This is a genomic window from Delftia sp. K82 (genome assembly GCF_002193035.1).
GTDB lineage: Bacteria > Pseudomonadota > Gammaproteobacteria > Burkholderiales > Burkholderiaceae_C > Comamonas > Comamonas acidovorans.
This window is the reverse complement of the sequence record NZ_MYFL01000008.1, coordinates 92,144-118,726: the sequence shown is the minus strand read 5'-3', so window position 1 is coordinate 118,726 and position 26,583 is coordinate 92,144. Positions and strand designations below refer to the sequence as shown.

Annotated in this window: 24 protein-coding genes and 1 pseudogene; 2 read left to right on the top strand and 23 right to left on the bottom strand. The window is 58.8% G+C overall.

Annotated features, from left to right (window positions below):
- Nucleotides 1–7: 7 nt before the first annotated feature.
- The 23 genes from KDK82_RS30290 to KDK82_RS30185 all read right to left on the bottom strand — a co-directional run bounded on the left by KDK82_RS30290 (nt 8) and on the right by KDK82_RS30185 (nt 24,057).
- Complete coding sequence (locus KDK82_RS30290) at nt 8–190, bottom strand: hypothetical protein (RefSeq protein ID WP_143343570.1); 183 nt, start codon at nt 188–190, stop codon at nt 8–10.
- Between the two features lie 283 nt (nt 191–473).
- A complete protein-coding gene (locus KDK82_RS30285) occupies nt 474–1,505 on the bottom strand; it encodes a hypothetical protein (RefSeq protein ID WP_179218017.1) in 1,032 nt (343 codons plus the stop codon).
- 93 nt (nt 1,506–1,598) lie between these two features.
- Nucleotides 1,599–2,054, bottom strand: a complete 456-nt coding sequence (locus KDK82_RS30280; RefSeq protein ID WP_088167077.1) for a hypothetical protein — start codon at nt 2,052–2,054, stop codon at nt 1,599–1,601.
- Between the two features lie 403 nt (nt 2,055–2,457).
- Nucleotides 2,458–2,754 (bottom strand): hypothetical protein, encoded by a 297-nt coding sequence (locus KDK82_RS32450; RefSeq protein WP_143343569.1) that lies wholly within the window; start codon nt 2,752–2,754, stop codon nt 2,458–2,460.
- Nucleotides 2,755–3,137: 383 nt separating this feature from the next.
- Nucleotides 3,138–8,069: a DEAD/DEAH box helicase family protein gene (locus KDK82_RS30270; protein WP_088167075.1), complete on the bottom strand. Its 4,932-nt coding sequence runs from the start codon at nt 8,067–8,069 to the stop codon at nt 3,138–3,140.
- 242 nt (nt 8,070–8,311) lie between these two features.
- Nucleotides 8,312–8,533 (bottom strand): hypothetical protein, encoded by a 222-nt coding sequence (locus KDK82_RS30265; RefSeq protein WP_143343568.1) that lies wholly within the window; start codon nt 8,531–8,533, stop codon nt 8,312–8,314.
- Between the two features lie 73 nt (nt 8,534–8,606).
- Entirely contained in the window at nt 8,607–8,978 is a 372-nt protein-coding gene (locus KDK82_RS30260; protein ID WP_088167073.1) for a hypothetical protein, read from the bottom strand.
- Between the two features lie 116 nt (nt 8,979–9,094).
- Nucleotides 9,095–9,547: a hypothetical protein gene (locus tag KDK82_RS30255; protein ID WP_046988536.1), complete on the bottom strand. Its 453-nt coding sequence runs from the start codon at nt 9,545–9,547 to the stop codon at nt 9,095–9,097.
- A gap of 335 nt (nt 9,548–9,882) precedes the next feature.
- Nucleotides 9,883–10,098: a hypothetical protein gene (locus KDK82_RS32445; RefSeq protein ID WP_143343567.1), complete on the bottom strand. Its 216-nt coding sequence runs from the start codon at nt 10,096–10,098 to the stop codon at nt 9,883–9,885.
- Between the two features lie 389 nt (nt 10,099–10,487).
- Nucleotides 10,488–11,021, bottom strand: a complete 534-nt coding sequence (locus KDK82_RS30250; RefSeq protein WP_088167072.1) for a hypothetical protein — start codon at nt 11,019–11,021, stop codon at nt 10,488–10,490.
- Between the two features lie 75 nt (nt 11,022–11,096).
- Complete coding sequence (locus KDK82_RS30245; RefSeq protein WP_143343566.1) at nt 11,097–11,417, bottom strand: hypothetical protein; 321 nt, start codon at nt 11,415–11,417, stop codon at nt 11,097–11,099.
- Nucleotides 11,418–11,905: 488 nt separating this feature from the next.
- A complete protein-coding gene (locus KDK82_RS33030) occupies nt 11,906–12,127 on the bottom strand; it encodes a hypothetical protein (protein ID WP_088167070.1) in 222 nt (73 codons plus the stop codon).
- A gap of 649 nt (nt 12,128–12,776) precedes the next feature.
- On the bottom strand, nt 12,777–13,211 hold the full coding sequence (locus tag KDK82_RS32905; RefSeq protein ID WP_179218016.1) for a hypothetical protein: 435 nt from the start codon (nt 13,209–13,211) through the stop codon (nt 12,777–12,779).
- 549 nt (nt 13,212–13,760) lie between these two features.
- Nucleotides 13,761–14,153 (bottom strand): hypothetical protein, encoded by a 393-nt coding sequence (locus tag KDK82_RS30230; protein WP_143343564.1) that lies wholly within the window; start codon nt 14,151–14,153, stop codon nt 13,761–13,763.
- A 10-nt stretch (nt 14,154–14,163) separates the two neighbouring features.
- Nucleotides 14,164–15,096: an ArdC-like ssDNA-binding domain-containing protein gene (locus tag KDK82_RS30225; protein WP_143343563.1), complete on the bottom strand. Its 933-nt coding sequence runs from the start codon at nt 15,094–15,096 to the stop codon at nt 14,164–14,166.
- A gap of 64 nt (nt 15,097–15,160) precedes the next feature.
- On the bottom strand, nt 15,161–15,814 hold the full coding sequence (locus KDK82_RS30220) for a hypothetical protein (RefSeq protein ID WP_088167068.1): 654 nt from the start codon (nt 15,812–15,814) through the stop codon (nt 15,161–15,163).
- Between the two features lie 248 nt (nt 15,815–16,062).
- A complete protein-coding gene (locus tag KDK82_RS30215) occupies nt 16,063–18,063 on the bottom strand; it encodes an adenosylcobalamin-dependent ribonucleoside-diphosphate reductase (protein WP_088167067.1) in 2,001 nt (666 codons plus the stop codon).
- A 491-nt stretch (nt 18,064–18,554) separates the two neighbouring features.
- A complete protein-coding gene (locus KDK82_RS30210; protein WP_143343562.1) occupies nt 18,555–18,851 on the bottom strand; it encodes a hypothetical protein in 297 nt (98 codons plus the stop codon).
- A gap of 20 nt (nt 18,852–18,871) precedes the next feature.
- Nucleotides 18,872–20,026 (bottom strand): toprim domain-containing protein, encoded by a 1,155-nt coding sequence (locus KDK82_RS30205; protein ID WP_179218015.1) that lies wholly within the window; start codon nt 20,024–20,026, stop codon nt 18,872–18,874.
- A gap of 190 nt (nt 20,027–20,216) precedes the next feature.
- Nucleotides 20,217–20,708 (bottom strand): single-stranded DNA-binding protein, encoded by a 492-nt coding sequence (locus KDK82_RS30200; protein WP_088167064.1) that lies wholly within the window; start codon nt 20,706–20,708, stop codon nt 20,217–20,219.
- Between the two features lie 215 nt (nt 20,709–20,923).
- Entirely contained in the window at nt 20,924–21,580 is a 657-nt protein-coding gene (locus tag KDK82_RS30195) for a hypothetical protein (protein ID WP_143343561.1), read from the bottom strand.
- 221 nt (nt 21,581–21,801) lie between these two features.
- A complete protein-coding gene (locus tag KDK82_RS30190) occupies nt 21,802–23,097 on the bottom strand; it encodes a recombinase RecT (protein WP_179218014.1) in 1,296 nt (431 codons plus the stop codon).
- A 111-nt stretch (nt 23,098–23,208) separates the two neighbouring features.
- Nucleotides 23,209–24,057, bottom strand: coding sequence for a PD-(D/E)XK nuclease-like domain-containing protein (locus KDK82_RS30185; protein WP_218827107.1), 849 nt, complete (start codon nt 24,055–24,057; stop codon nt 23,209–23,211).
- 1,444 nt (nt 24,058–25,501) lie between these two features.
- Here KDK82_RS30185 and KDK82_RS30180 point away from each other — a divergent pair.
- Together KDK82_RS30180 and KDK82_RS33510 are read left to right on the top strand one after the other, a co-directional pair.
- Nucleotides 25,502–26,467 (top strand): hypothetical protein, encoded by a 966-nt coding sequence (locus KDK82_RS30180; RefSeq protein ID WP_143343560.1) that lies wholly within the window; start codon nt 25,502–25,504, stop codon nt 26,465–26,467.
- Nucleotides 26,391–26,567 (top strand): annotated as a pseudogene (locus tag KDK82_RS33510) (hypothetical protein); the annotation flags it as partial. The gene KDK82_RS30180 and the pseudogene KDK82_RS33510, both read left to right, overlap by 77 nt.
- Nucleotides 26,568–26,583 lie beyond the last annotated feature (16 nt).

The following is a 26,583-nucleotide window of genomic DNA, read 5'->3' as shown; positions in this document are numbered from 1 at the left end:
AGGTGGTTCAGGCTTCCGCGCGCGCTTCCATTTCGAGTTGCTCGCGAGTCAGTCCTTCTTCCTCCATCCGTTGGTTGCACAGGGATACCGTTTCTGCAGAGCGATCACGCACCTCTTGAGGAAGGCTCGGATCATCGCGACGGGCCTCTGCTTCCAGCAGGATGTTCAGGAACATGGAAAAAGTCATCATGGCAGTGCCTTTCATTCGAAGAACGGCAGGCACTTCCCCATCGCGGGAGCTGTGCCCGCCAAGGGTTACAAGAAGCCAGGGTTGAACTTGCCCCCGGCTGGGTTGTTGACTCGTCGCCTCAAAGGAGTGGACGGGATGAGTTGCTGATTGTGACTCTCAGCTGGAGTTTTCGCAGCAGGCGTAGCCGTGCTGATGGAAAGCTTTCCAAAGGTGCTAGCACAGCACCTTTGGAAAACCCTCGCGCCCGAGGGCGCAAGGATCATGGGATGTGGTCAAACCACTGTCAGGTGTTGGAAACAAGCCCGGAAACCCAGCTAGAGGGCGGGTTTTGTGGCTTGCTTTCATCGGGAGAGTCACTGGTGGAGCACGTTGCCGTGTCCGTTGCAGCCCCCTTCTCGGCCGACTCCTCTCCAGAGGTCGAGCCCTTGTTGCGCTTACCTTTCTGTGCTTCGGCCAGTCGGAAGACCTGCATCAGTTGGTACAGCGCGTGAGCGTCAACTGACACGGTCTTCCCATGCAGAGTCTCGGGGTCACCCTCGAAACCTTCTTCCTTGAGGCTGCCCACCAAGGAGCCGACCGAAGCATAGATCGCAATCGCGCTCTTGCGTGGCGGTGTCCATTCGCGAACAGCTGCAGGCCGGATCTTGGTCTTTCCTTTGGCCTGCTCTTCCTGAAGCTTATTGCGCAGGAACTCAAGAGCACCGTCGCCTCGCTCGCGCAGGACCTCGATGGCAGTGGTAGCCGATACCTGGTCGATATTGACCATCCGCTGGATCTCAACCGGTGCCTCGGCCAGCACAAGCATGGCCTGCACGTGAGACAGTTCCTTGTTGCGCCGCTTCGCGATCTCCTCTTCGGAGGCGCCCATGCGCAGCAGCTTAAGGTAGTTGCGAGCGATGCCCACCGGGGTGAGCTTGAGGCCGTCTTGGCTGTCCATCTGGCAATGTACGCGGTCCATGTCGTTGCCACGGAACGGTATGCACACCAGATGCGGAATGTCCACGCCGCGCGAGATCGCGAGCATGGCGCCCCGCGTTCGTTGGTGGCCTTCGACGATGTAGAACTTTCCAGTGCCGGCGTCAATGCGAACCACCAGGTGCGGCACGAACTGCCCTCGGGCATAGGCCTGAGCGAACTCCTCGATCTTGGCCACTACGCGCGGATCGTCGTAGTCGCGTTCGTTGAACCCTGGCTCCTCCAAGAGGAGATGCGGCGGGATCTTGAACACATCATCCTTCTTGACGCCCGTCTGGTCCGAATGCGAGGCCTGGGCTTTGAAAGACCTGTGGATGGTCTGTGCGGTGCTATCTGTCATGGTCTATCTCCTATGAGAAACGCCGTGAACGCACCGACCCCCATGGGTCAGCACGCCCATGGCAGGGTTAAAAAGAAAATGGTCAGTGTGGCATTACTGCCCGGGTTGGAACACCAACTGCCTTGAGGGGCCGCCGGCAAACATGCAGCACAGGGCTACAGGAGTCTCATTGATGAACGCCATGCGTTTTGCCTGCTCAATGCCAGTGATCAATGCATCCTCCGGAGAGGTCAGCCCGAGCACGGTATAGCGATCATCATCAGCATCCGACCACACCTTGAACCGGTCGAAGCTGCCATCGTATGCGACCTTGATGGTGCCGCCGATGGAAACTCGTTGGAGGTGAGGTTGGGTGCCTTCGCGTGCGGACGAGGCAAGAGCTTCGTCGCAGCGAAGCTCCAGCAGCGCTGTCAACTCAGCCGCATCGCGAAGGGCATCGACGCAATCGCGCCGCTCGTCCTCTTCAATGCGCCTGCGCAAGGCATGCGTCGTTCCCGGGCAGCCGACAAGCTCGCGCTTGCGCTGCTCGTACTTCGATTCGTGGCTCATGCAGTCTCCGAGAAGAAGCGAGCCAACGCTAAACCCGTGCGGGCTATAGCAAGCCCGCCAGGGTGAAAAATAAGCCCCCAAAGGAGCACAGGTCTCTGCGGATTCAACTCCTGCAGCTAGGAGCTTCATGACTTGGCAAAGCCGCGTCGTAGAAAACTGATTTCCGAAATCCACGCTTCGCATGGACTTGGGAAATCCGCTCCCCTCCAAGGGAGGGTAGCAAGTTAACGAAATGATACACGCACGCGCACGGTTGCGACACCCCTGCCGTGGCATCACCGCGCCGAGCAACGGAATCCAACGGGCCTCGTTTCTGAAGACCTTTGGTTCGAGAGCCTTGAGAAACGCCCCTTGGCCAAGGCCAAGGAGCGTAAGGGCGTGCAGCGCCCCTAAATGCACGCGGTCAAACGTTCACACCGATCAGCGGTTGCCCGTCGCTGTGCATGTGGTGCGAAAAGAAGCTGGTATTCAGCGGGTGGTCCCAAGACCATCTACCAGGCGTAGTACCAAGCCTGACAACTATTTCTTTAGCCTCACCATACGTCGCTGCTGGCGCGACCGTCCCGACGACTTGAATGGTGAAGCATCCCGAGGAGCCATGCCCTAGAGAGGTGGCCTGCGAGCTGCCGGGAAACGCATAGCCGATCACATGCTCGGCGCGCGGCGTGGCCGCCAACAGGCTTAATTTCTGATTTTCCATATTTAGTGCTCCGAAGAAACGGAGCCACACCCCTGCGGGGTGTAGGCCCCGCAAAGGTTGAAATCTTCCGCCAGGTACGGCTGGAAGGGAATGCCCAAGCGAAGCCTGGTGCGGCTCTGCGTAGGCTGAATCGGCCGTGCCTATCTCAAACACGGTCGGACATGAACCCCAACAGAGCGTTGACGCCCCGGGGTCGCAACTCAAGAAGCGCGAACGCTCCCTGTTGAGTATCGCTATACCTCGCGGCGAGGGCGATAGCCTCATGGCCGAGTGCATTACGCACACGGAACAATTCGGATTTTTTGAAGCACCCTTTTCGGTCAGGAAGGTGCTTGAAAAAACCACCCTCCATGCCCCAGGGGGCACGAGGGTAGCTCATAGTGTCAGGCAGCAACCGCTGCCTCAGCCTGCGCCGGCTCATCGACAGCAGTCAAGTCGCCTGTGTTCAGGTCCAACTCAGCATCGATCTCGATCTGCTGCTTGCGCAGTTCATCGAGACGGGTCTGCTTGTCGAATGGCTTTCCGATCACTCCGGCCAACTCGCGCATCTGGTTGTTCAGACCTTCTACGCGCGCCTCCGCGATCTTCAAGTGCTTTTCCAGGCTCGATTGAGACGCCTCCAAGCTAGCAGCACGCAGGACCTGCGCCCCACGCGAATGCCGCCCCAGCTCATACTCCCAGCCGCCTTGCAGAGTCAGCTCACACCTGCGTTCGGCCGGGTTTGAAGCAATGAGCTTGAAACCGTTGATGGCCCCAATCTCTTGCATACGCCCAGAAACGCTCTGAATCGCCACCGTCAACGCCTTCGCGGCTTTCGACATGTCGGTGTAGGTTTTACCCCCCACCTTCACACACGGCGCCTTGTCAGCCGCCACTGCGTTCTCCATGTCGATCCTGATCTGCTTGACCGCTTCCTCCATGTACCGGATCGATGCAGGCAGTCCTTCAAGCTCACGCTTGTTGGCATAGCTCTGCCTCGCCCATTCCTGGTACAGAACGTTCAGCTTCGCCAACTCGGCGTCCACCCCTGCCTTGCGAAGCACGAGAGGATTACCTGACGCCAGCGCCTTGATTTCAGCGTACGACAGCGCAGCCAACTCAGCGTCCTCGGCAGTTCGCAACGCGGCATTGCCAGTCATGATCTGCGCGATGAACCTAGCCTTGCTATGGAGCAGCTGGTACATGTAAGCATCAAAAGAACCTTGCGTGATGTATGTGAAGACGAACACCTCAGGGTACATGTTCCCCTGGCGGACGATACGGCCTTCACGCTGTTCCAGATCACTCGGCCGCCAAGGGCTATCCAAATGGTGAGCAGCGATCAACCTGTCCTGGATGTTGGTTCCTACGCCCAGCTTCTCGGTACTCCCCAGCACCACGCGCACCGCCCCTTTTCTCACAGCCCTGAACAACGCATCTTTCGATGCATCGCTGTCGTGGTCATGGATGAAGGCGATCTCATGAGAGGGTATTCCCATGCGCACCAAGTTCAACCGCATCTCGTCGTAGGCGCTAAAACCCCCGTCGTTTCGCGGTGTCGATAGGTCGCAGAAGATGATCTGAGCACCCTTCGACTCGGCGTACTCCTTCCAGATCCTGTACACGTTGTTCGCGCATACCTGGATCTTTCCCCCTTCAAGCTCTTGCGCCAATGGGTCCACCAGCCTCATGTCCAGCGCCGCCTTGCGGCCGTCACTGGTGACCTTCAGCATGTTGTCCTTGTTAGGCCTCACACCGCCGCTACGGATCTTCCCCGCGCGCTCGACGAGTTCAGCAACAAAGGCCTTCAGGTCTGGACTTCCCGCTACCGTCACCGTTTCCTTCCGGACTTTGGGAGTCGGTAGATCGAGCATGTCGGCGGTCCGGATGTCCGCCACCATGCGGAAGATAGACATCAGCTCAGGAAGATTCACGAAGCGTGCAAACCGGGTCTGCATCCTGTAGCCACTGCCATCAGGTGCAAGCTCCAGCGCCGTCACGGATTCCGCGAAGTTCGCGGCCCATGAGTCGAAGCAATCAATCTGGTGCCGCTCCAGGGTGGACTGCTGCAGGAATCGCATAACAGTCCACAGCTCGGCCATCGTGTTGCTAATTGGCGTTCCGGTTGCGAAGGTGACGCCCTTCCGGTCGCCACGCCGCTCCATCACACACCGCGTCTTCACGAACAGATCAAATGCACGGTCTGAGTTCGAGGACGGCAAACCTGCGATCCGCTCCATCTGAGAGAAGCGATACAGGTTTTTCGCGAACTGACTCTCATCGATCATCAGCCAGTCCACTCCCAAGTCCTCGAAATCCAGAACGGCGTCCTTCTTCCGGGTGTTGTTGAGCTTATCGAGCTTGGCCCTCCATGACTTCTTCGCCCTCGCCAATTGCTTGACGATCTTGTTGCCGCGTTCCTTGGAATGCAGACGGATAGCCGATTCGATCTTTTCAAGCTCCTCTTCGACAAAGCTGGTCATGTAGTCATCACTGACCTTCATCGACTCGAACGTGGCCTGTGTCACCACCACTGCGTCCCAGTCGAACGTCGCGATGCGTGACAGCATGAGCCTGCGCCGATCACCCTGCAGGTCCTCTTTCGAGGCGAGCAGAACATGGGCGCTCGGGTATGCCTCCATGAAGTTGGCGCCGAACTGGTAGAGCATGTGATTTGGAACCACGTACAGCACCTTGCTTGCCTGACCCAATCGCCGCAGCTCCGCACCTGCACAGATCATTTCGAGCGTCTTCCCTGCCCCGACCACGTGGGCCAGCAACGTGGGATATTGGCTCGACACGATCCGCCACACCGCGTCCCGTTGGTGCGGACGCAGTGAGTAGATCGAGGACATGCCTGGCAGCACCAGGTGCTCACCGTTGAACCGGCGCGGCACCGTGGAGTTGAAGAGCCTGTTGTAAAGGCCAGCCATCTCGTCGCTTCGGCCCTTGTCGGACCACAGCCACTCAACGAACTTCGCCTTCAGGTCGTGCTGCTTTTCTCGCGCCGCGATGGTCGCATGCGAATTCACAACAGTCCCCCCGGCTTCGCGCTTGTCGTGCACCGTAGGCCTGCGCTGGTTCAGCTCCATCTCGAACAGTTCTACGGCGCTCACACGCCCCGTTCCGTACGTCTGCCTGTTGCGCACGTCCGACTCAGAGAACCACGGCGCCTCCACGTTCCAAGCCCCTACGCTCGCTTCGTAGGTCACCTTGAAGCCCTTCCTATCGAACAGCGTGCTCAGGAACTCTTCGTAGACACCTGTGGGTATCCACGTTGAGCCAACGCGCGCAGTGATGTCGGCGGGGCCTAATGGCACGGGAAGGACAGCCTTGAGAGCTTCGACGTTGCGCTCGAAGCGAGCGCCACAGGACTCTGCTGCCAGGAGCTTTTCGCGCACTAGGCCAGAGAGGTAGGTATCCGCATGCTCCCAATGCCCCGAATCCGGGTCAAGGTACACATGGCCGCCCTTCTCCAGCGCCTTCATGACCTCGTCAGCCGGTTTCCCGACCAATTCAGCTATGCGCAGCGGCAGCACGCGAGCAGATTCACCGAGGCTGACTTGCAAAGCTTCCACTGCGGTTTCGCATGAGGTCACCCGCTTGTATGCTCCGGCCGTACGGCGGTCGAAGATTGGTGCCTTGCCGGCGCGCTGCTCTTCTTCGTTCCAGACTTCCAGAGACAGCAACAACGGGAGATCGGGATCGACTTTGAATGTGCGCCGATTGACCCTGTCGTTTATGTACCCGTTCTTCGCCACGAAGGCGTCGTAGGAGACATTGAGGGCCGTGCGATACACGCCCAGCATGCCGTCGTCGTCGGAGGCTGTTTGCGCTTTGATCAGCTTTCGGGCCGTATCGCGCAGCTGAATCAGACCCAGCACACGCTCCAACGTACGCCCTGCGAGATCGCAGGGAATGGCCTCGTCGCCCATCACCTCGAACACCTTGCCATCGATGAGCGTGAGGCCAGGCCGATGCTCACCTTCAAGCTGCAGTACCGCCTCTCGACGTTCGTGCTGCTTTGCGCGCATCGCCGTGGGCTGATAGATGCCATGCGGCATCGACATGATCCGGTCTGCCAGTTCAGCCCTTAGGTCGCCCTCAAAGTCACACACAAGGAGCGTCCTGGAGCCTATAGAGCGGGTGCGCAACTTTCCGATGACAAGGCTCGCGTTCTCAACGAAATACTCGTTCACCATCAGGTTCGACCTGCTGCAGTAGCCACTGTCGCGGCTGTACAGCGGAGAACCCCAGGCAACCGGTTTCGATGCAGTCCACCCAGCCTTGTCAACGTCCGCGACAGGCGTCGCCAACTTCTGAAGGATCACCAAGTCTGTCACAACCTCCGTCCCAGCTATGGCCGCGAAGGTTGTACTCGGCAATCGGATGGCGGTTACCAGCTTGGCCTGGCCAGCAAGGTACTTGCGCACCTTGTCATCCACGGAATCCATGGTGAAGCTCGACGTGATGAACGCCACAAGCCCACCAGGACGAACCAGCTCCAGCGCTCTCGCAAAGAAATAGTTGTGCACTGTGAAATCGGCGAACGCCACGTTGCGCCTCTCGGCTACTCCGTGATTCCCGAAGGGCACATTGCCAATCGCGAGGTCGTAGAACCCCTGCGGCAGCTGCACGCGCTCGAAAGCGCCGTGATGTGTCACCACACCGTAGGGGCGATAGAGTGCCTTGGCGATCCGCGCTGGTATGGAATCGAGTTCCACCGCTGTCACGACGCTGGCGCTGGCCACGTCCTCAGGCATTGCACCCAGGAAGTAGCCAGCGCCGCTGGCGGGCTCCACGATACGCCCCCCGGCGAATCCCATGGCCTTGACAGCTTCCCAAACTGCGTCCACCACCTCGATGGGCGTGTAATGCGAGTTCGGGGTGCTTTCCAGCGCAGCCGTGTACTCTTCAGGGCTCAGCAGCTCCTTGAGTTGCGCGGCACGCGTCGCCCAGGCAGTGTCGTTCTGCGCCAGATTGAACGCTTGCGGCAGGCCACCCCACCCGGTGAACCGGTTGAGGACAACGCGCTCACGCGACGTGGGCGCGCTGGACTCTTCCTCCAGCTTGCGCAAGAGTTCAATCGCCGCGACGTTCGCCTCGAACTTCGCCACCGGGCCCGACAGACCGTCGAGATCCGCTTTCAGCAACGCCGGCCAAATGGGCCGATTGTTGATTTCCGGACCCTTCAGCGCCAGCGAAGGGAGCACGCCATCGGCCACTGAAGCGGTAGCCACCGAAGCCCCAAGTGGACCCAGGACCTGCAGTGGATCTTCCTCGGGGCCGAAGCCCGGGAGCCACATGCACGCTTCGGCGATAGGTTTGATTTTCATGGTGTTGCCTCATTGGGAGAACCCCTGGAGACAACACCCCCTCTGCGGGAATGCTGGCCCGCAGGGATAGATGAACAACCGCCTTTCGGCGGCACGGTTTGCTGAGTTTTTGGCTCCGTCAGCTCGGAGGCTTGTCACTGCAGCATCACGCCGCAGAGTCAAATCGGTTTTCCTAAGCGTGCGAAGGGCGCGCTTGGGAAAACCCCCTGGCACATGGCCAGGGCGGTTCAGGGGAAATGGCGCTAGCGCCAGGTAGGGGCAACGCCCAACATCGACTGGGGTCGCCGGTTCTTCACCAGCTTGGACGCCTCATGGGCTTCTTCAAGCGTGGCAAATTCCACTGGCTCGATCTTCAGCAGCCGTTGTTCGTGTCGAAGGATGTAGCCGTCAGGCCCAAGCGCTCGATCGTCTGCCGCGCCGCCGAACGCGGGGTCGCCGTCGCCGCAATACTCGATGACGATCATGGACGTTGGCTCAACACCGCGCCACTTCGCGCGTATGCGGCCCACGGCTCCAGGTTGCTCAAGGCTGTGCGCCTCAGGCATGGGGACCTCCGGTCTTCACAGAGAACCGGGTAAGCGAGAGGCGTGTCAGCCATTTCGGGCCAAACTCGTTTCGCACCTGGCGCAGGAGGTATGCATCGGGATGTCGCTCCTCCTTGCCATCTATCCAGATGGCCTTCAGCTTGGACTTCCAGTAGCGTCCGTGACGTTGCGCGAATCCACGCAATGCATCCACTTGAGCCGAGGTTGGCTCATGGATGTTCGCACCACAGACAGACGCAGCCTTCTGTGCACAGGCCCCCTGCGCCAGCGGGAGGCTCATCTTTTCTGGAGCGGCCATGATCTTTTGCTGGGGCTGCTCCACCGTGATCGTCGTTGCCCCCGAGGGAGTTTTCTTCATCTCCATTGTGTTTCCATAGAATGAGGCGGCACCTGCCCCAGCGGGGATCAAGGGTCCGCCAGGGTTGAGGTATCAGCCAGGCCGCAAATCACTAGCGATCTGGCTACGTGGTATGCCGAGAGTCAGGATGCCGTAGCGCCAGCATCCTGATGCAAAAGCGCCCGCACTACTTCGGGATGGTCCTGCAGCGCAGACACGATCGCCTCCGCAGAAGTTTCGAAGTCGTCTTCGCAACCGTGGTAGCTGTACAGCCCTTCCTCCGTTGGAAAGATCTCGCAGCCAGCCTCTCGCAAAGCACTGAGGAGCACCTCCTTGTCGTGGCCACCAAAGCCGCCGTTGCGGATGGGCAGGATCCGGCGCGCCAAGGTTCGGAAGGCATCAAGCCGCAGGATCAGAAGATCGACGTCGCCGACCAGATCCGCCTCGGCATTCACGGCCAGTTTGGCCAGCCAATCCTGGCAGATCCTGAGTCCCGCTTCCTTGATGCCGTAGCCGCACATCTCGACACCCGCGTGAAGGCTGTCTTGCAGTTGGCCAATGCCCGCTTGGGCACTTGAAATTTCGTTGGTTTCCATTTCAGTCTCTACCTTGAAAATCGACAGGTGTTCCCGACGGGGAGCACCCGTCAGGGCTATCGAAATCCTTCGCCCGCCTTCGCCGGCCTGGGTTCAGGGCAGTGTCCGCGCTGCCGCTTGTTGGGCCCCGATGGACATCGGGTACACCTTCAGGCGGGACGCGGCATTGGGAGTGAAAGACGAAGTCCGTAGAACAAGCACGTCTGAACCCGTCTGGCATTGACGCCTGATGAACTGCGCGATGCGCTGCTCACGCTCGCTCAGATCGGCGCTACTGCATCCACCAAGCAAGGCCGCTACCGCATTGCGCTTCGCGCTCCTGTACTGCCTGGGTGTCATGTAGAGGCCTTGGTCTCAGGCACCGCAGAAATGATCCCGGTACGCTTGTGCAGATACAAAGGATGCGCCGCAGGGCAGCCCGTGGTGTATGTGCCGATGCTGCCATCGCCATTGTCTACAAGGGTGCTCACGGAGCCGTCGGCGTTCCGACGACGGTCACCGATCTTGGAATAGCGCGCGCGAGGGGCGAGCGCATGGGTCTTGCTGGTCATGTTGGTTTCCGAATAAACACGAGCCAAGCCCCCACGCGGGGATGGTGGCCCGCGTGGGTTGAGTTTTGGAGCGGCAAGCCGTCCGGTGGGTACTGGTTTTGGTCTCTCCAGCGCGAGTTCTCAACTCAGGATTACCCTGGGCAGTGAATGAGGTTTTTCCAAACCACTCGAAGAGGCGAGGCTTGGAAAAACCCCCTGCATAACGGCAGGGAGTATTGAAGGTGCGCGACAGAATCATGTCGGCGCGATTGAAAGAGGAGATCGATTGCACACCATGCCATGCCGGCCCCAGTTCAAGCTGAAGGCAGCGGCCGATGTGAGGGCCATCAGCACCGCATCGAAGCCCGCTCTTGCCACTGATGGAGAGAGCGGATCAACGACGCATCGGATTACTTCGGGTCTTCCTCAAGGCCCTTGCGTATCAGATCGAGGATGGCTTGCTGGGTGGGCTTGACGTAAGGGCTCAGCATATTCAACGCCAAGTCCACCGCCTTCTTGCGGTCCTCCAGCCTGGCCGCGCCAAGGTGCCCCAAGTCCTTCAACCGTGGAATCACACTCACGGCAGCGAGCAGGTCATTCTCGGCGCGCAGGCGTTCGTGATTGGCGACCAACAGTGGGCAATGGTCCGCCTCAGCGACGTGCAGGCCCGCAGCAACTCGGGCCTTCTCAACCTCTGCGAGGTACAACTCCCAGTCACCTTCTGCGAGCAGATAGGCGTGGTCGGGGTGAAGGACCACCAGGTCCTCCCTGCCGTCCTGGAACTCGGGAGATACCTTGAGCTGCAGGCGAAGCAGGACTGCCTTCTTGTAACCGTTGACGATGGGGTCCAACGTTCTCTCGATAGCGATCGCCTCGAAGAGGCGTTCGGCGGCCTCGATCATCTTGTCGGTGAAGATTGCGGGGCGGTTGAGTTTGTTGCTCATGGGGTTTCCTTTCGCGGATGAAAAAGGGAGCCCCACCCCATGGGGTTCAGGCCCCCTGGGGTTGAGATAGAAGCGTCAGCGAGCGAACGACTTGAAGGCGCTACTGAAGTAGGAGCCGATCAACTCGCCACTGGCATCGAAGACGTGGAAGACGGCCTCGGTCCTTTGGGTGAGATTGCTGAGGGTCCGCGCCGCGTAAGCAACGCCGACCACAGCGCAATCCTCCAGGCTCGATGGAACGGTCAAGTGCGCCGCCTTCAACAGATCCACGTCCAGGACACCCGTCCTGAGGCACATTGCTCTCTCATGAGTATCGATGGCGCTGTGGACGTGAGCACGCTTGCGCAACTCGGCAGTGGAAAGTGCAACTGACGGGGGATTGACGACTGTCGACATAGTTACGCTCCAAAAATTTGAAGGCGCAGCCCCCTCGGGGGCTGAACCCCCGAGGGTTGAAAGACAGATCACACGAGGCGAGCTTCCTTGGCGGCCCTGAAGAAAGACGCCATGGACGCTCCACGCAGCGGCTCGGGCGCTGGTTGCGCTCGGCCGGTATGGAAATACTGCTTTGTCAACGGCAACCAAACTGCCCTTGTCAGGCAGAACTTGGTGTCGCGATCCAGGCAGTGGACATCACCGCTTTTGACGGTGAATTCCCCGAGCCCACAGCTACGGGTGTTTTGGCTGGTGCCATAGGCAACAAGCGCCTCTCGGCGCCCATCGCTTCTGGTAGCCACTTGCAGAACGAGCACGGGCCTGAATTTAGGCCCAGGCACCATTACCGCTTCCGATTCAGGGAACCAGACGCGCACGATCGCCCCTATTGGGGCGGATATTTCACACATTGAAACTCCAGCCCCAACAGGGGAAAAGGTTGAGTAGAACTACTTTTGCTGTTGCTTCAGCAGGCCGTGTGCCTGGAACAACTCGCTCAAGTTGGTGGGTTCTGGTGAGGTCGAAACAGCTGGTAGACCGTAGGCACCGAGGTGCTCCGCGATCGCTCTTTGTATCAACGCTTCAACAGAAATGTCCAACTCACGCGCCCTCGCCTCCAAGCGCTCGGGCGTGGTGTCGCTCTCGTCGAAGTGAACTGGGATGATTGGCATATCGCTCTGATTAAAAAAACGCCGCAACCTTGACCTCGAAAGGCTTGGCTTCAGGCGCTCCATAGTAGAGCGAACCATCGCCGAGTGGTTAGACCATCTCGACATTTCTCGCACCCGGGGGGCGCGTAACTTCTGCATGTGACCTCCAAAACGGAGGAGGCCACAACCACAAGGGGTTGTAGTCCCCAAGGGTTGAAAAAACGGTTTCCCGTTGACTGATGCTGTAGTTTTGACTCCACAGCTTGGAGCTTTCAGATTCAGGCAAAGCCTGCATCGATGAATTCTTGGCTCGCGACTCGCGCCGTGAGCAGCCAGCGAAGAATACACCCGCGTCGTCGTTCCATCAAGGGCGAAGCCTCTACACGCGGACACTTTCGCAGACGCACGAAGAACACGCCATTCCTGCATCTCGCAAAGCGGCAAGACAATGGTCGGCGCCGAGCAAGGGGGAAAAGCAGAAGGCCGGCAGCGCGAACTGCCGGCCCTCGCCCGAGAACTGCGCGGCGGCCACCACGCGGAACTCTTGATCAAAAACCCATAGGACGGAATTTAGACCATGAAGAATGATTTTTAGACCATGAAGAATGATGCCACGCCTCGCGCAGCACGTCAAATGCAAGGCAGGACTGGAAAGACTCCCGCGTGGAACTCAGCGCAATGCCGACACAAGCTGAACACCTACGGTGCAGAAGCCGTAGCTCCACGCAGCCGCCCCCGTATCGCGCAACAGCGCCTCATAGTGAGCCTTGTACTGACTCGGCATGGCGACAAAGCCGCTCGCGACCTGGAGAGCTTCTTTGAGGCCCTGCTGGCGCGCGTGCTGGCCGTTGTCACCGTGAATCTCGTACCAGCCGGAGTCCTCCTCCTTGATGATGAACGAGATGCCTTCAATTTCCAAACCGCCTTCGCGAAGCAGCGTGCGCTTGCCCACATAGTTATGACGGTCGCTTTCCCAATTGGGCAAGTCGGTGCGTTCGGTCGTCCATACCGTGCGGTAGTCCTGGTGAATAGCAAGGTACTCTGCCAGCGAAATGATTCGAGGCACGGAACGCTTCGGCGATGCGCTTGACTGTTGTGGTTTCATGTTGACTCCAAGAATATAGGGAGTCACGTCCCCTGCAGGGGATCAATGACCCCCGGGGTTGATGGATGCGTGCGGATAGACCGCCAGCATGAGGTTGCTGCTTTTACTCCGCAGCTGGGAGGGTTTAACGCGAACGAGTTCGCGTTGAAGAAAGCGATTTTGGGAGACACCCGTGCGGGGTGTCGCGCGAAAGCGCCTTTGCAGTCATTGGGTTGCCTCAGCGACGGATGTTGGCGCATCCACTGCTGACTTGTACCCAGTGCTTTGACCGAGGTCTTGGCGTCAAGCGACCGAGCACTATGCTGGCTCAGCCGCCGATTTGCCCATGTGACTGAGCAAAGACTATCGGCCTGAAAGTTTGGCCTTGACCCATTGCAGCCAGCCCACCCTGCGAGTGCCGAGCACAGCGAGTGGCTTTCGCGGTACGGCGACGACGTGGGGCAGACCTTCAATGCGAGCGATGGTGATGCGCATGTTCCGTTTCCTTGTGAATTTGACGGACAACGACCCCCTGGGGCAATCGGTGCCCGAGGGGGTTAATTCAGACCTCTAGTCACAGGTCCATGGAGAGAGCTCAATCGGCTGGAACGGATGCTCCAGCTTCCAACCGAGGCGCTTGGCCACCGGCGCTGCGAGATAGAGCCAGTTGCCGCTGGGCGGCAACGGAACCTCGACGGACAGCGTGGGATCCGGATCAAACACAATCCCCAGTGCGTCTGCGGCGCGTTCGATTTCCGTGACCACGTCGTCCACGCAACATTGGTCGTTGTACTCCAGCACCAGCCGCTTGCGCTGGTGTCCCTCTCGCAAGCTGGAGCCTGTCTGCCTGAAGTCAGAGTAGAAGACCTCAACAGTATTTCCGGTCGGGAATCCGAAGCGCAGCACTATGCCCGTAGAGCGGTACTGGTTCGCCTCAGGACCAAAAGCAATCATGATCTCCATCTTGAACTCCTCAAACAAACAGAAGGCACTGGCCTGAAGGGTCGGCCGCATGTTGCATGGGTGCGGGACTGGACGCGGGTGACATCACTCCTGGCTCGTGCTCGAAAGCGCCAGCCTTGAGGATTCGGTTCGCGGCCGTGAACACCCGGCTGGCGCTCTTCTTGAACGCCTCCCGGGTGCTGCCGCTACCAAGCCATGCTTGCACATAGCCCCGCGCTTCCTCCAAACCAGGTAGGCCCAGAGCCGAGCAGCAGAGAAATGCGGTGGCCTCAGCCTCCGCTTCTCGAATGCTCTTGTCCAGCTCGAACAGACATGCGAACTCGGCGTCCTTGGCGTGGAGAATGCAGTGCGCCAATTCGTGGAACAAGGTCTTGTGAGGCAACTTCGCCAACGGCGAAATCGACACTTCCTTGCTCGACGGCCTGGCAAAACCCTGCGTGTTCCCGCTCACCATTTCAAAGGGCACTTCCGTGACCTCTAAAGCGGCCAGCGCCTGAGCTTTGTCCCATCCGCAGACAGGTGTCTCGGGCGGCGAGTATGACGGGCAGTCTCCACGTTCATCGGGTTCGGTTTGCGAATAGGCAAACCAGTTGTTGCGTATGACGAAGATTCGCTTGCTCCCCGTTTCCGAAGTAGCATCCGCATCGCCGTCTTTGGCATCACCCCGAGCCTTGTCGCCCTTCACGGTGACGGGCATCCATAGGCCTAGGGCCTTCTGCCCTTTCGCCACCTTGCGCCCCTTTTCCTTCCACGCGTGAAAGCTGGAGATCGGCGATATGGGCAGACCGCGATCAACCAACTGCATCATGGCTAGAACCTGGTTGCCCAGGCTGTACTCGTGGAAGGCGCTGTAGTAGGTCCCCAGCACGCCTGGATCCGTGAGGATGGAGTCGAACAGCTTCGACCAATCAGGGCGCCAGGGCTCAGGCGTTTTCGTTTCCATAGTCTTCTCCAAGAAGAGCGGAGAAGCCCCCTTGCGGGGTGCTATCCCCGCAAGGGTTGATGGTTTACTTCACGATGTCGAACTCGCCTTGCCGCTCGCCTTGAAGCGGCGGCTGGTTCTCCAGGCCGTCCAAAGAAGGCACTTCACGTGCGCTGCGATTTCCCGCTGACGCGGCTGCCGGGGAGGCTGGCGTGACGATCCCCGATCCATCGGCGCCCTTGCGGGCGGACCGACGCTTCGGAGCACCGCCAGCTTCTGTGAGTTGACGCAGCGTGGCCTGAATAGAGTCCATCTGCTGGGCCTGCGCCATCACAGTGCTGGCCAGGAACGAGATCTTCCCCTCCAGCGACATCTCAGCATCGGCCGTTGCAGAGGCGGGCGATGCAGGAGCTGGTACTTCCTGAACTCCAGCAGCTACAGCGCCTGACGGGGCCGAAGGTGCGGGTACAGGCAGAACGTCAGAAAAGCCCGCGAGGCCTTTCTTCATGCTGTTGACGATTTCGACCAGTTGAAGGACGGCGTTTTGGGCCTCCTTCGCCTGTTCGAGCCTCGCCTTTTCTTTAGCCACTGCCTCGGCTTTAAGAAGCGCCTCCTTCTCGGCTTCGAGCTTCGCCTTCTTTTTCGCGTACAGAGCCGCGAAGACCCCGGCGATGCGATCGAAGAGGTAGAGCGCAGACCCAAGCAGAGCGATAGTGAACAATATTTCTTGAGTAGACATGGAATACCTCTTTGAGTTGAAGAACCCAACAGGCACACCACTCCCCATCGGGAAGTGTGTCCCCGATGGGTAGGTTTAAGCACCAGGAGCCTGGCACATAGATAAGCTGTATGCCTGACGGCGGGACAGCGGGCCCCTTCTCACCAAGCCATTACGGACATGGATCAGAAATCGGTTTTTCGAAGCATCCTCGCCAAAAGATGCTCGGAAAAACCCCCTTCGCAGGGGGTTAAGAAGTCTCTGACTTTTCAGCCACAGCTTCCGAGGTAGCCACAGCATTGCAGACTGCTCATCACCGTCCCCGGCAATGCATGCAGCTGCACTTGGCGGTCAGGATCGCTCTGGTCCAGGTCATTCACTGGGTGGCCATTCGGCTTACCGATGCCGTTGCTTTCACCGTTGTCCACAGCGAGCACCGAACCCAGTTCAGCGTTGGGCCTGTAGGTCGTCAAACCTTTGAGCCCGCCTGACCAAGCATCCATGTAGACCGACTTGAAGTCCTCGTAGGGGTAGTCAGCCGGGATGTTCACCGTCTTGCTGATTGCGGCATCCACCATGGGTGTCAGCACATTCAGCATCTCGACGTGCGCAGCGACTGGAAGCTCCTGCGAGCTCTCGAAGTAGTCTGGCAGTTTCTCGATGTCGCCGCCCAGCTCTTGGTAGCGCAGAAAGGCGGCGTTCAACACGGCCTCCTCCCTGATGCTCCCGTCTGCTTTTCCGATGCGGCGAATATCCTTGAAGCTGAACACAGGCTCACAACCGCTGGAGCAGTTGTTGCCGAAAGTCAGCGACCCGGTGCCAGCTGGGGCCAGCGCCAGCAGGTGACTGTTGCGGATCCCATGTGCGCGAATCTGCTGCTTGATACCTTCGGGCAACTGGCTGGCGAAAGTGCCCTCCATGTCGTCCCTTACACCTTCAAGGTACAGGTCAGCGTCGAACAGCGGGAATGACCCACGCTCCATAGCTAGTTCCGAGGAGCCGGCGTACGCAGCATCACGGATCGTCTCCTGCACCTTTGCAGCAAATGCCCTGCCCTCGGCGGAGGAGTACTTCAGGCCCATCATGATGAGTGCATCGGCCAGGCCAGTGAAGCCTATGCCGATTCGTCGTTTGGCCTTCGACTCGGCCTCTTGCTCCGGCAGTGGCCAGGGCGTCAGGTCGAGAACATTGTCCAGCATGCGCGCCAGGACAGGCGTGAGCTGGGCCAGTCTATCGAAGTCGAATTCTGGCTCGCCTTCCCACACCGTACGTGTCACGAAGCGATGCAGAGCCAGGTGGCCCAAGTCGCAACAGCCGTACGGAGGCAACGGTTCTTCACCGCAAGGGTTGGTCGCTGCGATCGCTTCGCAGTAGCGCAGATTGTTGTCCTCCTGGATGCGATCCAGAAAGAGTACGCCTGGCTCAGCCCGCGCGTATGTGCCCTGCATGATGGCGTCATACAGGTCACGAGCGCGAACCGTGCGGTAGACCCACTTGCCATCGTTACGCTGGACTACTCCAGCGGCGATCTGCGTAGGGGACGGCATCGCGTCATGAACGAGGTCGAACCTGCCATCGGCCACTACAGCTTGCATGAGCTTGTCGGTCACGCCCACGGACAGGTTGAAGTTGCGCAGCGGCCTAGCATCCAACGGGATAGAAAGATCCGACACCTTCTTGCACGAGATGAACTCGAAGATGTCGGGGTGGTCGCAGCGCATCACCCCCATCTGAGCACCACGACGGGAGCCCGCAGAGATGACGGTTTTGCACATCGAATCGAATATGTGCATGTAGCTGATGGGCCCACTGGCGTAACTCTTCGTAGAGCTAATCCAAGAGCCCTTCGGACGGATCACGCTGAAGTCGTAGCCCACACCGCCGCCAAGCCGCATAGTTTGTGCGGCTTGGCGAGCGGCCTCCATGATGCTGGGGACGCCATCGACAGATTCGCAAAGCGAGTCCGATAGGGGCTGCACGAAGCAGTTGACCCACGTCGCTTTAACACCTGGTAGCCCGGCAGACGCGTTGATGCGCCCGCCGAGGATCGTGAAGTCGAGTGCTTCGCGAAACCTGGGTGCCCATTCTTCGGGCGTGTGCTCGACGGCAGCAAGGCCGTTGGCCACACGATCCTTCACTTGCTCCGGCGAGGTCTCTCCGCCGTGCGCGTACTTTTCGAGCAGCACTGCAAGCGAGATCGGTTGGAGCTGAGCGGCCTGGCAGATGCCAGTGCTGCTGTCTGCAGCGTCGGCGATAGTTGCGATTTCCATGGTGTACCTCCTTGATCAAGAACCCAGCAGGCACACCGACCCCAGCAGGGATAGTGTCCCCACTGGAGTGGAAAGAACCGGAAACCCGGCTACGAATTGAAAATGCCGTTTGTCTTGCGACGGGGTGGCAGCCCTTTTAAATGCCATGGTCATGAGACCTCGGCTGCAAATGCGATTTGCCATTTGGCGAACTCCTCTCGTGGTTGCAGACACCCCATGCAGGGCCTACCGCAACCTCCAGCAGAGCTAGAGACTGGGGTAGGCCCTGCATGAAGCAAGACGTCCACATCGACTTGAGGAGATCGTGATTTCCAGGCGCCGCACGCAGCGCCTAAGCCATCAGAGTTTCCCCCTGGCTTCTCTGGAATTTCAGTTCTCCAGCGCGAACTTTAAAACTCAGGGCATAGCCACAGAGCTTTGAAAGCGGCTTTCCAGATGCCACCGTTGGCGATGGAATCTGGAAAACCAGCCCCCGAGGGGGCACGGTTCATTCATAGCGCGTCGGGCAATGCCTGCCTCCTCGCTTTATCTGCTTCACTGGAAGCATGCATCTTGGTCCACACCCTCTGCATCAGCCCCGCCGCGATTTCTGCGTAGGGGCCGAGATAGACAGGGGGTGTAGCGCCAGCGCGGTACATGCGGGCAACCGTTGCCACGTGTTGACGAACGCCGTTGTCGGTAGTCATCTTGCGGATAAGGAACGCCCTGTAGTCGCCATCAAACCCAGCAGGCGGCGCAAACGCCGAGCTGCCACCGGGTGTGGTGTCGATCCTGTTGAAGTTGATCACTCCGTACACAATGAACTCCCTCACGCGGCTTTGCCGAAGACTTGCTCCAGCATCGCGCGGCGAACCGCTTCGAAGCTGGGGAACCCTTTGGCACCGTCACGGTTGAGAACATCCAGCCAGTCCAGCGACTTCTGCCCCTCAGGAATTTCCCCCTTGGGTGTGATCGCCATGGCTTTCTTGTTCATCGCCCACATCCGTCCCACAAGCGCTCGGGAGGCCTCTTGGCCATGGCCTCTTGGGTGTCGCGGCGAGGGACGATCCTTGTCACTGAACACAATGATCAACTCCACTTCATCAGGAGGCACGAAGTGCTCCATCATCGTGGCGTTAACCGTGGCCCAGACAGGGATACCCATACCCTCGCTCGCGGCATAGGCAGTCTCGATCCCCTCTGCTACGCCCAGGACCTTCCCCGGCTTCATGAGCCGAATGGCCCCGCCCAAGATCTTCAGATCATCGGAATAGGCCATTAGCTTCTTCGCTTCCGCAACATCCGCCTTGCAGCCGTCCTCATCGAGGTAAGTCCGGTGGAGAGTCACCGGGGCACCTGTGGCGGATTGCACGACGGCGACCATGGCAGGGTGGAACCCTGTGATCCGATCCCCGTCGCTGTATGCCAGCCTGGGATGAAACATCACCGAAGGAGACTTAAGCGGTGCAAGCCCACGCCTTGCCAGATAGAGCCTCAAGGGCTCGGCACTGGGGTGGGACATGGGCACAACCCGCTGCATCGTCTTGTTCAGAGACTCGCGTTTCTCATCATTGCTCCGGGTCGGCTTGGCCTCTTTCTTTGGCGGCAGCTGGCGCTGCACCGGTTCAGCGAAGCGGTGACTGGAGTCACCCGTCAGGAAAGCCATCACAGCTTCCACCGTTTGCCTCGCCGTCCAACCGTTTGCCCACTCCAGGACACTGAATCCATCGTGGAAGTGGCCGCAGGTATTGCAGATAGCTCTACCGCTTTCGTGGTAGTTCTTGAAGACTCGAAAGCCGTCAGTACCTCCATGCACGGGGCGGGGGACGTGACGCTTGCCCTCTTGGTTCAAGGCATCCGTCAGACTTGGGGCCAGGGTTCTCAAGATGGAGTCCCAGCGCCCACCAGCTAACTCTCTCGCCTTGTTCCAATACTGTGTCCAATACTCTTTCCATTCAGCATCGGTTCGTTCACGAAATTGCATGGCTTCTCCTAGTTTGACCCCGAATCGAGGCATACCAAAACGCCCAGTGGGACATTTAGGTATGCCCCGACTCGGAAGGAAAGCCAGCCGATACACCACCCCAACCGGGATGGTTTCCCGGCTGGGACGAAATTGCGGCGCTGCCGCTAGATGGATTGACGACTACGCAGCACGCTCACAGCTACGTCCCTTAGAAGACGGTTCGCGTAGGGTCGCCGTAAGCCTCGTCATGGCCGCTATGGGCAGGCCCTTCAGGGCGCTCATCGCCATCCTGTTGAGGTTGACTCTGAGGCCCAGTCGGAGCCGCATTGCGACGCGCCAAAGAAGGTGCATCGGCGCTACGCGACGTAGCCCTTGCGTGCAGTCGCAGCTCCTGCGCGTTGATTTCCGTGGTGATGCGCTCCTGCTCATCACTGTCCTTCCACGCTCGATGGCGGGTGACACCCTCGACGTACACGGAGTCTCCCTTGCGGAGGTTCTTTTCCGCATAGTCAACGTCGCCATTGCGCAGGATCACGCGATGCCAGGTGACAAGATTCCTCCACTCGTCGGTCGCCTTGTCCTTCCATGACTCGGTCGTTGCTACATTGAGAACACCGATCCTGAAATCGCCTCTTTGGATGATTTCAGGATCACGTCCGAGGTTGCCAACGATCATTTGCTTGTTGAGCGAAAAACTCATTTTGAATCTCCAATGAGAGGCCGAGAGGACTCCCTACGGGGTTAAGGTCATCATTTCAGGCTGGCCGTAATAGCCATCTGAGCAGCACGCCATGATTTAGCTGGTCGAGAAACGAGATGCCGGTCTTGCCACGTGAACGTGCCATCCGTGTGTTGGTGGATGAAGCAGCCCTTGTAGCCCTGAGTGACGGCGCAAAAAACGAGTTTCATGCGGGCTCACATGCGTTCGAGACGGCGGACCCGTGTCGGAACCATGACCGTTTCTTCGACAACCATGTACTTTTCGATTGCACTGATGAACTCATTGCGGACGCGATCGCAGGCGCGGTCAAAGGAGAGCACGAGGTCCGCGCGATCCTTCAGCCCGGTCAAGGACATGTCCATGAAGTCATCCATCGTCATGCCTTGGTCGATCGAGCTGCTTTTGGTACGAGTCCAACGAAGCGGCGCTTTCAGGTTCCTCCGCTCGGCCCTGCAAACGCCACAGGAATGGCTGGCTGGGCTGACCAGTTGATAGTTCAGCTGGCCACACTTCGGACACGTGCTCTTGTAGCCAGGATCGTAGATCTCAGACTCGAACAGTACCAAATAGCCAGCCGAGCGGCCAATGGTGCCAATGGTGTAAGCGCCCATCATTTCGCGCTCGAAATCACGGATAGGCCTGGAAATTTCGTCCCAGTAATCTTCCACCGAGATGAACTCGTAGGCTTTTTCCAAAGCAGATCCTGTCAAGCCAAGTCGGTTGACCTTCACGCAATTGGCATAGCTTGTAGAACGATTCACAGAAGACATCGTGTAGTAGCGGAAATGATCAAGTAGGAACTTCGCCACCGACTCTCTGCTACGTGTATCGATTTTCTTTTCAAAAAACATGGTTCCTCCACTGAGAAAGGAGACATGCTTCCCCATAGGGGAAACATGCCCCCAAGGGTTAAGAAAGTGATTGATTTGCTGCTTGGGGAAGGCGAGCTACCTTTTTTATCCAAGGCCATTACGGCGGAGGATGAAAAACTGTTTTTCGGCACACACTGCGTTCAATGTCTGCTGAAAAACAGCCCCCACTGGCCGAAGCCATGGGGGGTGTTTACGGGCCATCAGGCCGTGGTGAAAAGATCGCGGCGCGTCGGGTTGAGCTGCGTTCGCATTTCATCGTACGTGCGGTTGATCAGTTCCAATGGCGCGCCAGAGTAGCGCGCCTCCAGCCTGATGACGATCTCATCAAGATCGACCATCTCGCGGCAACTGCGCATGCTCGCCAGCTCGTTGTCCAACTCTTGCTCCGCTCTCGACTTGAGTCGATCCTGGTGCTGGGGTTGGGCTTCGCTCTGGGGGGGGCGAGGAGTCCCAGACCTAGTGGATGCAGGCGCTGGTTGGGGCGCTGGCGTTCGAGGGGCCGCTGCAGGCCTCACGGGCGAAGCGGTCCGTTGCGGTCGCTCTGCGGGAGGTTGCGGCGCTCTCTCCGTAGCCTCGCGCTCAGGACGTGGGCCTTGAGAACCACGGGAAGCGGGCCTGCTTTGGGCAGGCTGTCGAGCCCCATCGTTACCGTCGCCAACCTCCACAGGTGGAAGGTTGTCGAATGCTGGCGGCTCATAGGACCCGTCAGCTGCTTGCTCCAGCTGGATCCCTTGCTTCACGCCCATCAGGTCAGCCTTGTCGAGCTGCAGCGCGATCTGCAGTTCAGCCGACATCGGTAGTTGAGAGTTGCACAGGAGGCGGATAAGGGTCTTCTTGCCCATGGCCACAGGATGAGTGTCCCAAGGCGTGGTGTTACCTCTCCGCTTCGCAGCCGCATAGCCGCGAGTCGCGTCGCGGATCGCGTCAACGTCGAGCTGGTGCTTCATCACAAAGGTGGGCGTTCCATCGTGCAGCAAAGCCACGGCATAGTAGCCAACCACCTTCCCTCGACTGCTGTCTGGCGCTGGGAAGTTGCCTTCCCCTGCCATCGGCTTGTGTACCAACCTGCGAGCGGCACCCAAGTCATAGTCGAAGAAGTCGTTGATCCGGACCTCATGCGCAAAGATGTCGCGCACAAGGCCGGAATTGCGAACCAGCTTCATCAGGCCCTTGTAGCCGGGGATCAGCTGGCACTCATCTTCGTACGGGACCAGGAATGCCTCGCCGTTTTGATGCAACTCCAGTCCAAGCTGCGACGCCTGGACCACGGCTGCCACGACGCTGATCGGCTGGCACTTTGCGAGCGAGTCATTTTTGCGGTAGGCCGTGAGTGCGACACGCATGATCCGGTCCACGGAAAGGTGGTTCGGCAATGCGCGCTCGATCGCACCCTTGTGCTTTTCCAGTAACCGGGGGAAGTCAAGGTTGTAGATCTCGGCGCTGGCGCCGCCCGCAGCCGATGTGGTGCGGCGGATGTTTCCCATCAACTGAGACATGGTGTTTCTCCAAAAAATAGGGGAACACCACCCCATGCAGGGTGACGCTCCCCGCGTGGGCTTCAAAAAGGCCTCTAGGCCCGCTGATTTTTTCGCAGGCCTGGCCCGCGCTTAGATTGCCTCTTCCAGGACGCTACGTGCGTACCAAGAGGGAACCTCGATCACTTCCGAATCACCGAGCTGATAGCTTGGCCAGCGGGCGTTTTCACGACACCACTGCAGCAGCTGCAAAGCTGTCCGGTACTTCTTTCGCCCAACCTCCATCGTGACGGGGCCAACTTCATAGGAGGCGACGCCATGGGGGTACGAGCTTTCCACCGCGATGAGAAAGAATGGGATACGGCGGCCGAGCGCCTCGCTGATAGCGTCCGAGTAGAACGCTGCCTGCAAGTCGTAGCCTCGGTCACCAATTTCCCTGGCGAACTTGGCTTTAGATGCGTTCTGTGCGGACTTCAAGTCGGCAGCGCCGATGATCTCGCCGGTTATCTCATCGAAAATCAGCAAATCTGGTCGGATGCGGCACTCAATGCCGGTATCTTCATCAGTCCAGAAAAAGCTTTTCTCACGGTAGCTGTTGCGGATCTTCAGAGTGATATCGTCTCTCTCACACAGCGCAGCGAACATTCCTTCGATCGACTCCTTGTCGGCTTCAGAAATAATCGTTTTCCCCGGGTTTTCTGCATCCCAGGCTGCGCTGTTCTCCTTACCCACGGTCGTCCGAAGATCGAACTTGGGCTTGACTACGAACTCTACTGCAAAGCGCTCTGGCTCAAGAACCTGCGTATGAAACGCGGTTCCGAATTCCATTGCAGGCGTAACCTTGCGGCCACGTTGCAGATCAGCGTAATAGTGCTTGGGAGAGTGAAGGAGCGAAACAAGTGCCGAATGCCCTACCACGGCGGGGTCGCTGTGGTATTCGTCAGCGGGCATGTCGATGAACATGCTCAAATCGTCAGACATAGAGTACCTCCAAGAGGACGAGGCACTCCCCCTGCGGGAATGCCCCGACAGGGTTAAAAAGATCACTTTCGTGACAGTGTTTGCTGAATGCCATGTGGCGGGGCAGCGACCCATTGAAGCTACTCGATTACCGTAGCAGCATGCAATTCTCTCGTATGAACCCGGCATAGGGCTCATACGAGAGAACTACCGCCTCGCGCCACGGCGGGCGCGAAGGCGGCGTCTTCAAGCATCTTTGAGAACCTTCCCTGCTTTTCGCACTGCATTACGCACTGCGGCGCGCAACGCTGGAGAACTCTCTTCGCCGGACTTGAGCCTGGCATGGAGTTCAACTGCGGAGCGAATCGGGAGCGCTCTCATAACAGCGCTAACAACTGGGTGCTTTTCTGGTTCGTGTGTTTTCACGGCGCCTCCATCAGCGACGCATTGCGCGGATGAGAGGGCTGCTGATCACAAGACCAGCCACGATGCAAAGAGAAAGCGGAAATACCAGATCCATGATTGACCCCTGTGATGGTTGAGAAACCCCACAGAGTGCTTCACGGGACTTTGAAGTCCGCAGCACCCCGCAGGCCAGAGAATTCGCTTTTAGAACTCTCTGGCCTGCGGGGTACCCACAGACTGAAATGAATCGTGGGCCTAAGCCCACGATTCACTGAAGGTGATTACAGACCGAACGCCCGTACCAAAGGACGGCTAATCATGTAGCCAGAGATGCAGCAAGCAACGAGAACGAGAGTCATGGTGTTTCCTTTGAGAGAAAATGCCCAAGGAAATGCCACTCCCCCTTGGGAATAGCATCCCAAGGACGTTGAAACCCATCCGAAGATGGGACTGCATCGCTTGTCCTGTGAGACAAGCAATGTTTGGCACGCACGAAAACACAAAAACGCCATTACGACGTTAGAGATTTTGGTGAGTGAAAAACCGGCCCGCATCACGCGGGGCGGGAAGAGAAGCCCTTCTGGGGTCAAGCTCTTCACGTTGGTGTGCCATCGAAGGCAGGATTGCAGCGGACGCCCATCAACATCCCAACGGGATGAAGTCCAGGTCTTACTCGCGCTCCCAATCCAACTGCAATAACCCGCAGCATGAGGGTTGGGAGCTTCGCTCCAATCGTTGCTAGGCAACGTAAGAACACGCATTACGGTGTTCGATAAAAGTTCAACAGAACAGCTTTTGCCGCACTGGTTGTTCACCTGGAACAACTACTGGATTAGTTTGATGAGGCCAGCTCCGCATACAAGAGGACGGCGTTACGCACATCGCTCAAAGGTGGCCCGATGGTACCGTCGAGTTCTCTGGGATGTCAACAAGCCGGGGGAGCTTCACCACCTCGCCACTCTTTTCTTTGAACAACTGCGGAATCGAAAGCTTTTCGCCCCATTTTTAACAGGGCTGCTTCGTACCATCGTCTGACCGTTGTCCAACCCTAGGAGTACACATGGCTGAAGTGACCGAAGCCACTGCCGAAGCTCAAACCGAGGCGCCTAAAGCCTCTGCGGAGGCCTCACCAAAGCCCCAGCGCGCGCCCCGCTCGCCCCGCAAGCCGCAAGCAGCTGCCACCGATACCAGCGAGGCCTCAACGCCATCCGCGACGAATGCTCAACCATCCACCCAAGAAGGATCCCAGCCCCAGGCCGTGGCAAGGGCTGGCGATGGAGCGCGCCGCAACCGCGATCAACCTCCCTTCGAGCCCTGGTTTGTGAAGCAACAGAAGCAGCGCCTGCAGCGGATGAGCAAGGAGTCGATGCCATTCCTCAAGCAGAAGCTCAAGCTGCAGACGCGACACGCTCAGGAGATGTATGAGCGAGCTCACGAGCTCTGGTCTGAAACCGTCATCACGCTCAGCGTCACCATGCGCAACTTCAAGCGTGAAGAAGAATGTCTCACGGTGGATGCCGAGGTAGATCGCCTTATGGGCATCTGCTCGGATTCCATGAAGCAAGAGATGACTCGCCTGAAAACCGTCGCTGACAACAACGGCGTGGACCTGGATGGCGCAACTGATGTGGAGTACACCCACCCGATGGAGTACGAAATGCAGATGTCCTCCCCACGCGAGCGGCGGTTTCACGAGTTGCTGCTGCTGCTGGACAAGCTGTGCATCTATCTGGATATGCTCTGGATGGCCACGCTCATTAGCGACCGCGCACGCAGCAAAAGCGCCTACGACGCGAAAAGCCTTCTCCTGCGCACTTGCGGCAAGGCTCGCATTCTGGTGTTTCGTGCCCAAGCATCTTCGCAGCGAAACGGCATCCCCAACGCAGCTGACCCCCGCAAGGGCACCCAACTCGAACCCGGGGCCGAGCCGCCAGTAGCAGCTGCCACCGATGTCGAAGCGGATCCCGCTCCAACTTCTGTTGCTGCTCCATCGGCGGAAGCAGGGCCTGCCCTGGCAGTCGCCTGACGCACTCGTGGAGCTGAACAGCTTCCAAGAGCGAGCCGTCCTCACGCCGGGGCATTGCACCATCCTCGCCTGCCCCGGCTCAGGCAAGACCCGCGTACTCACAGCTCGCGCTGGTC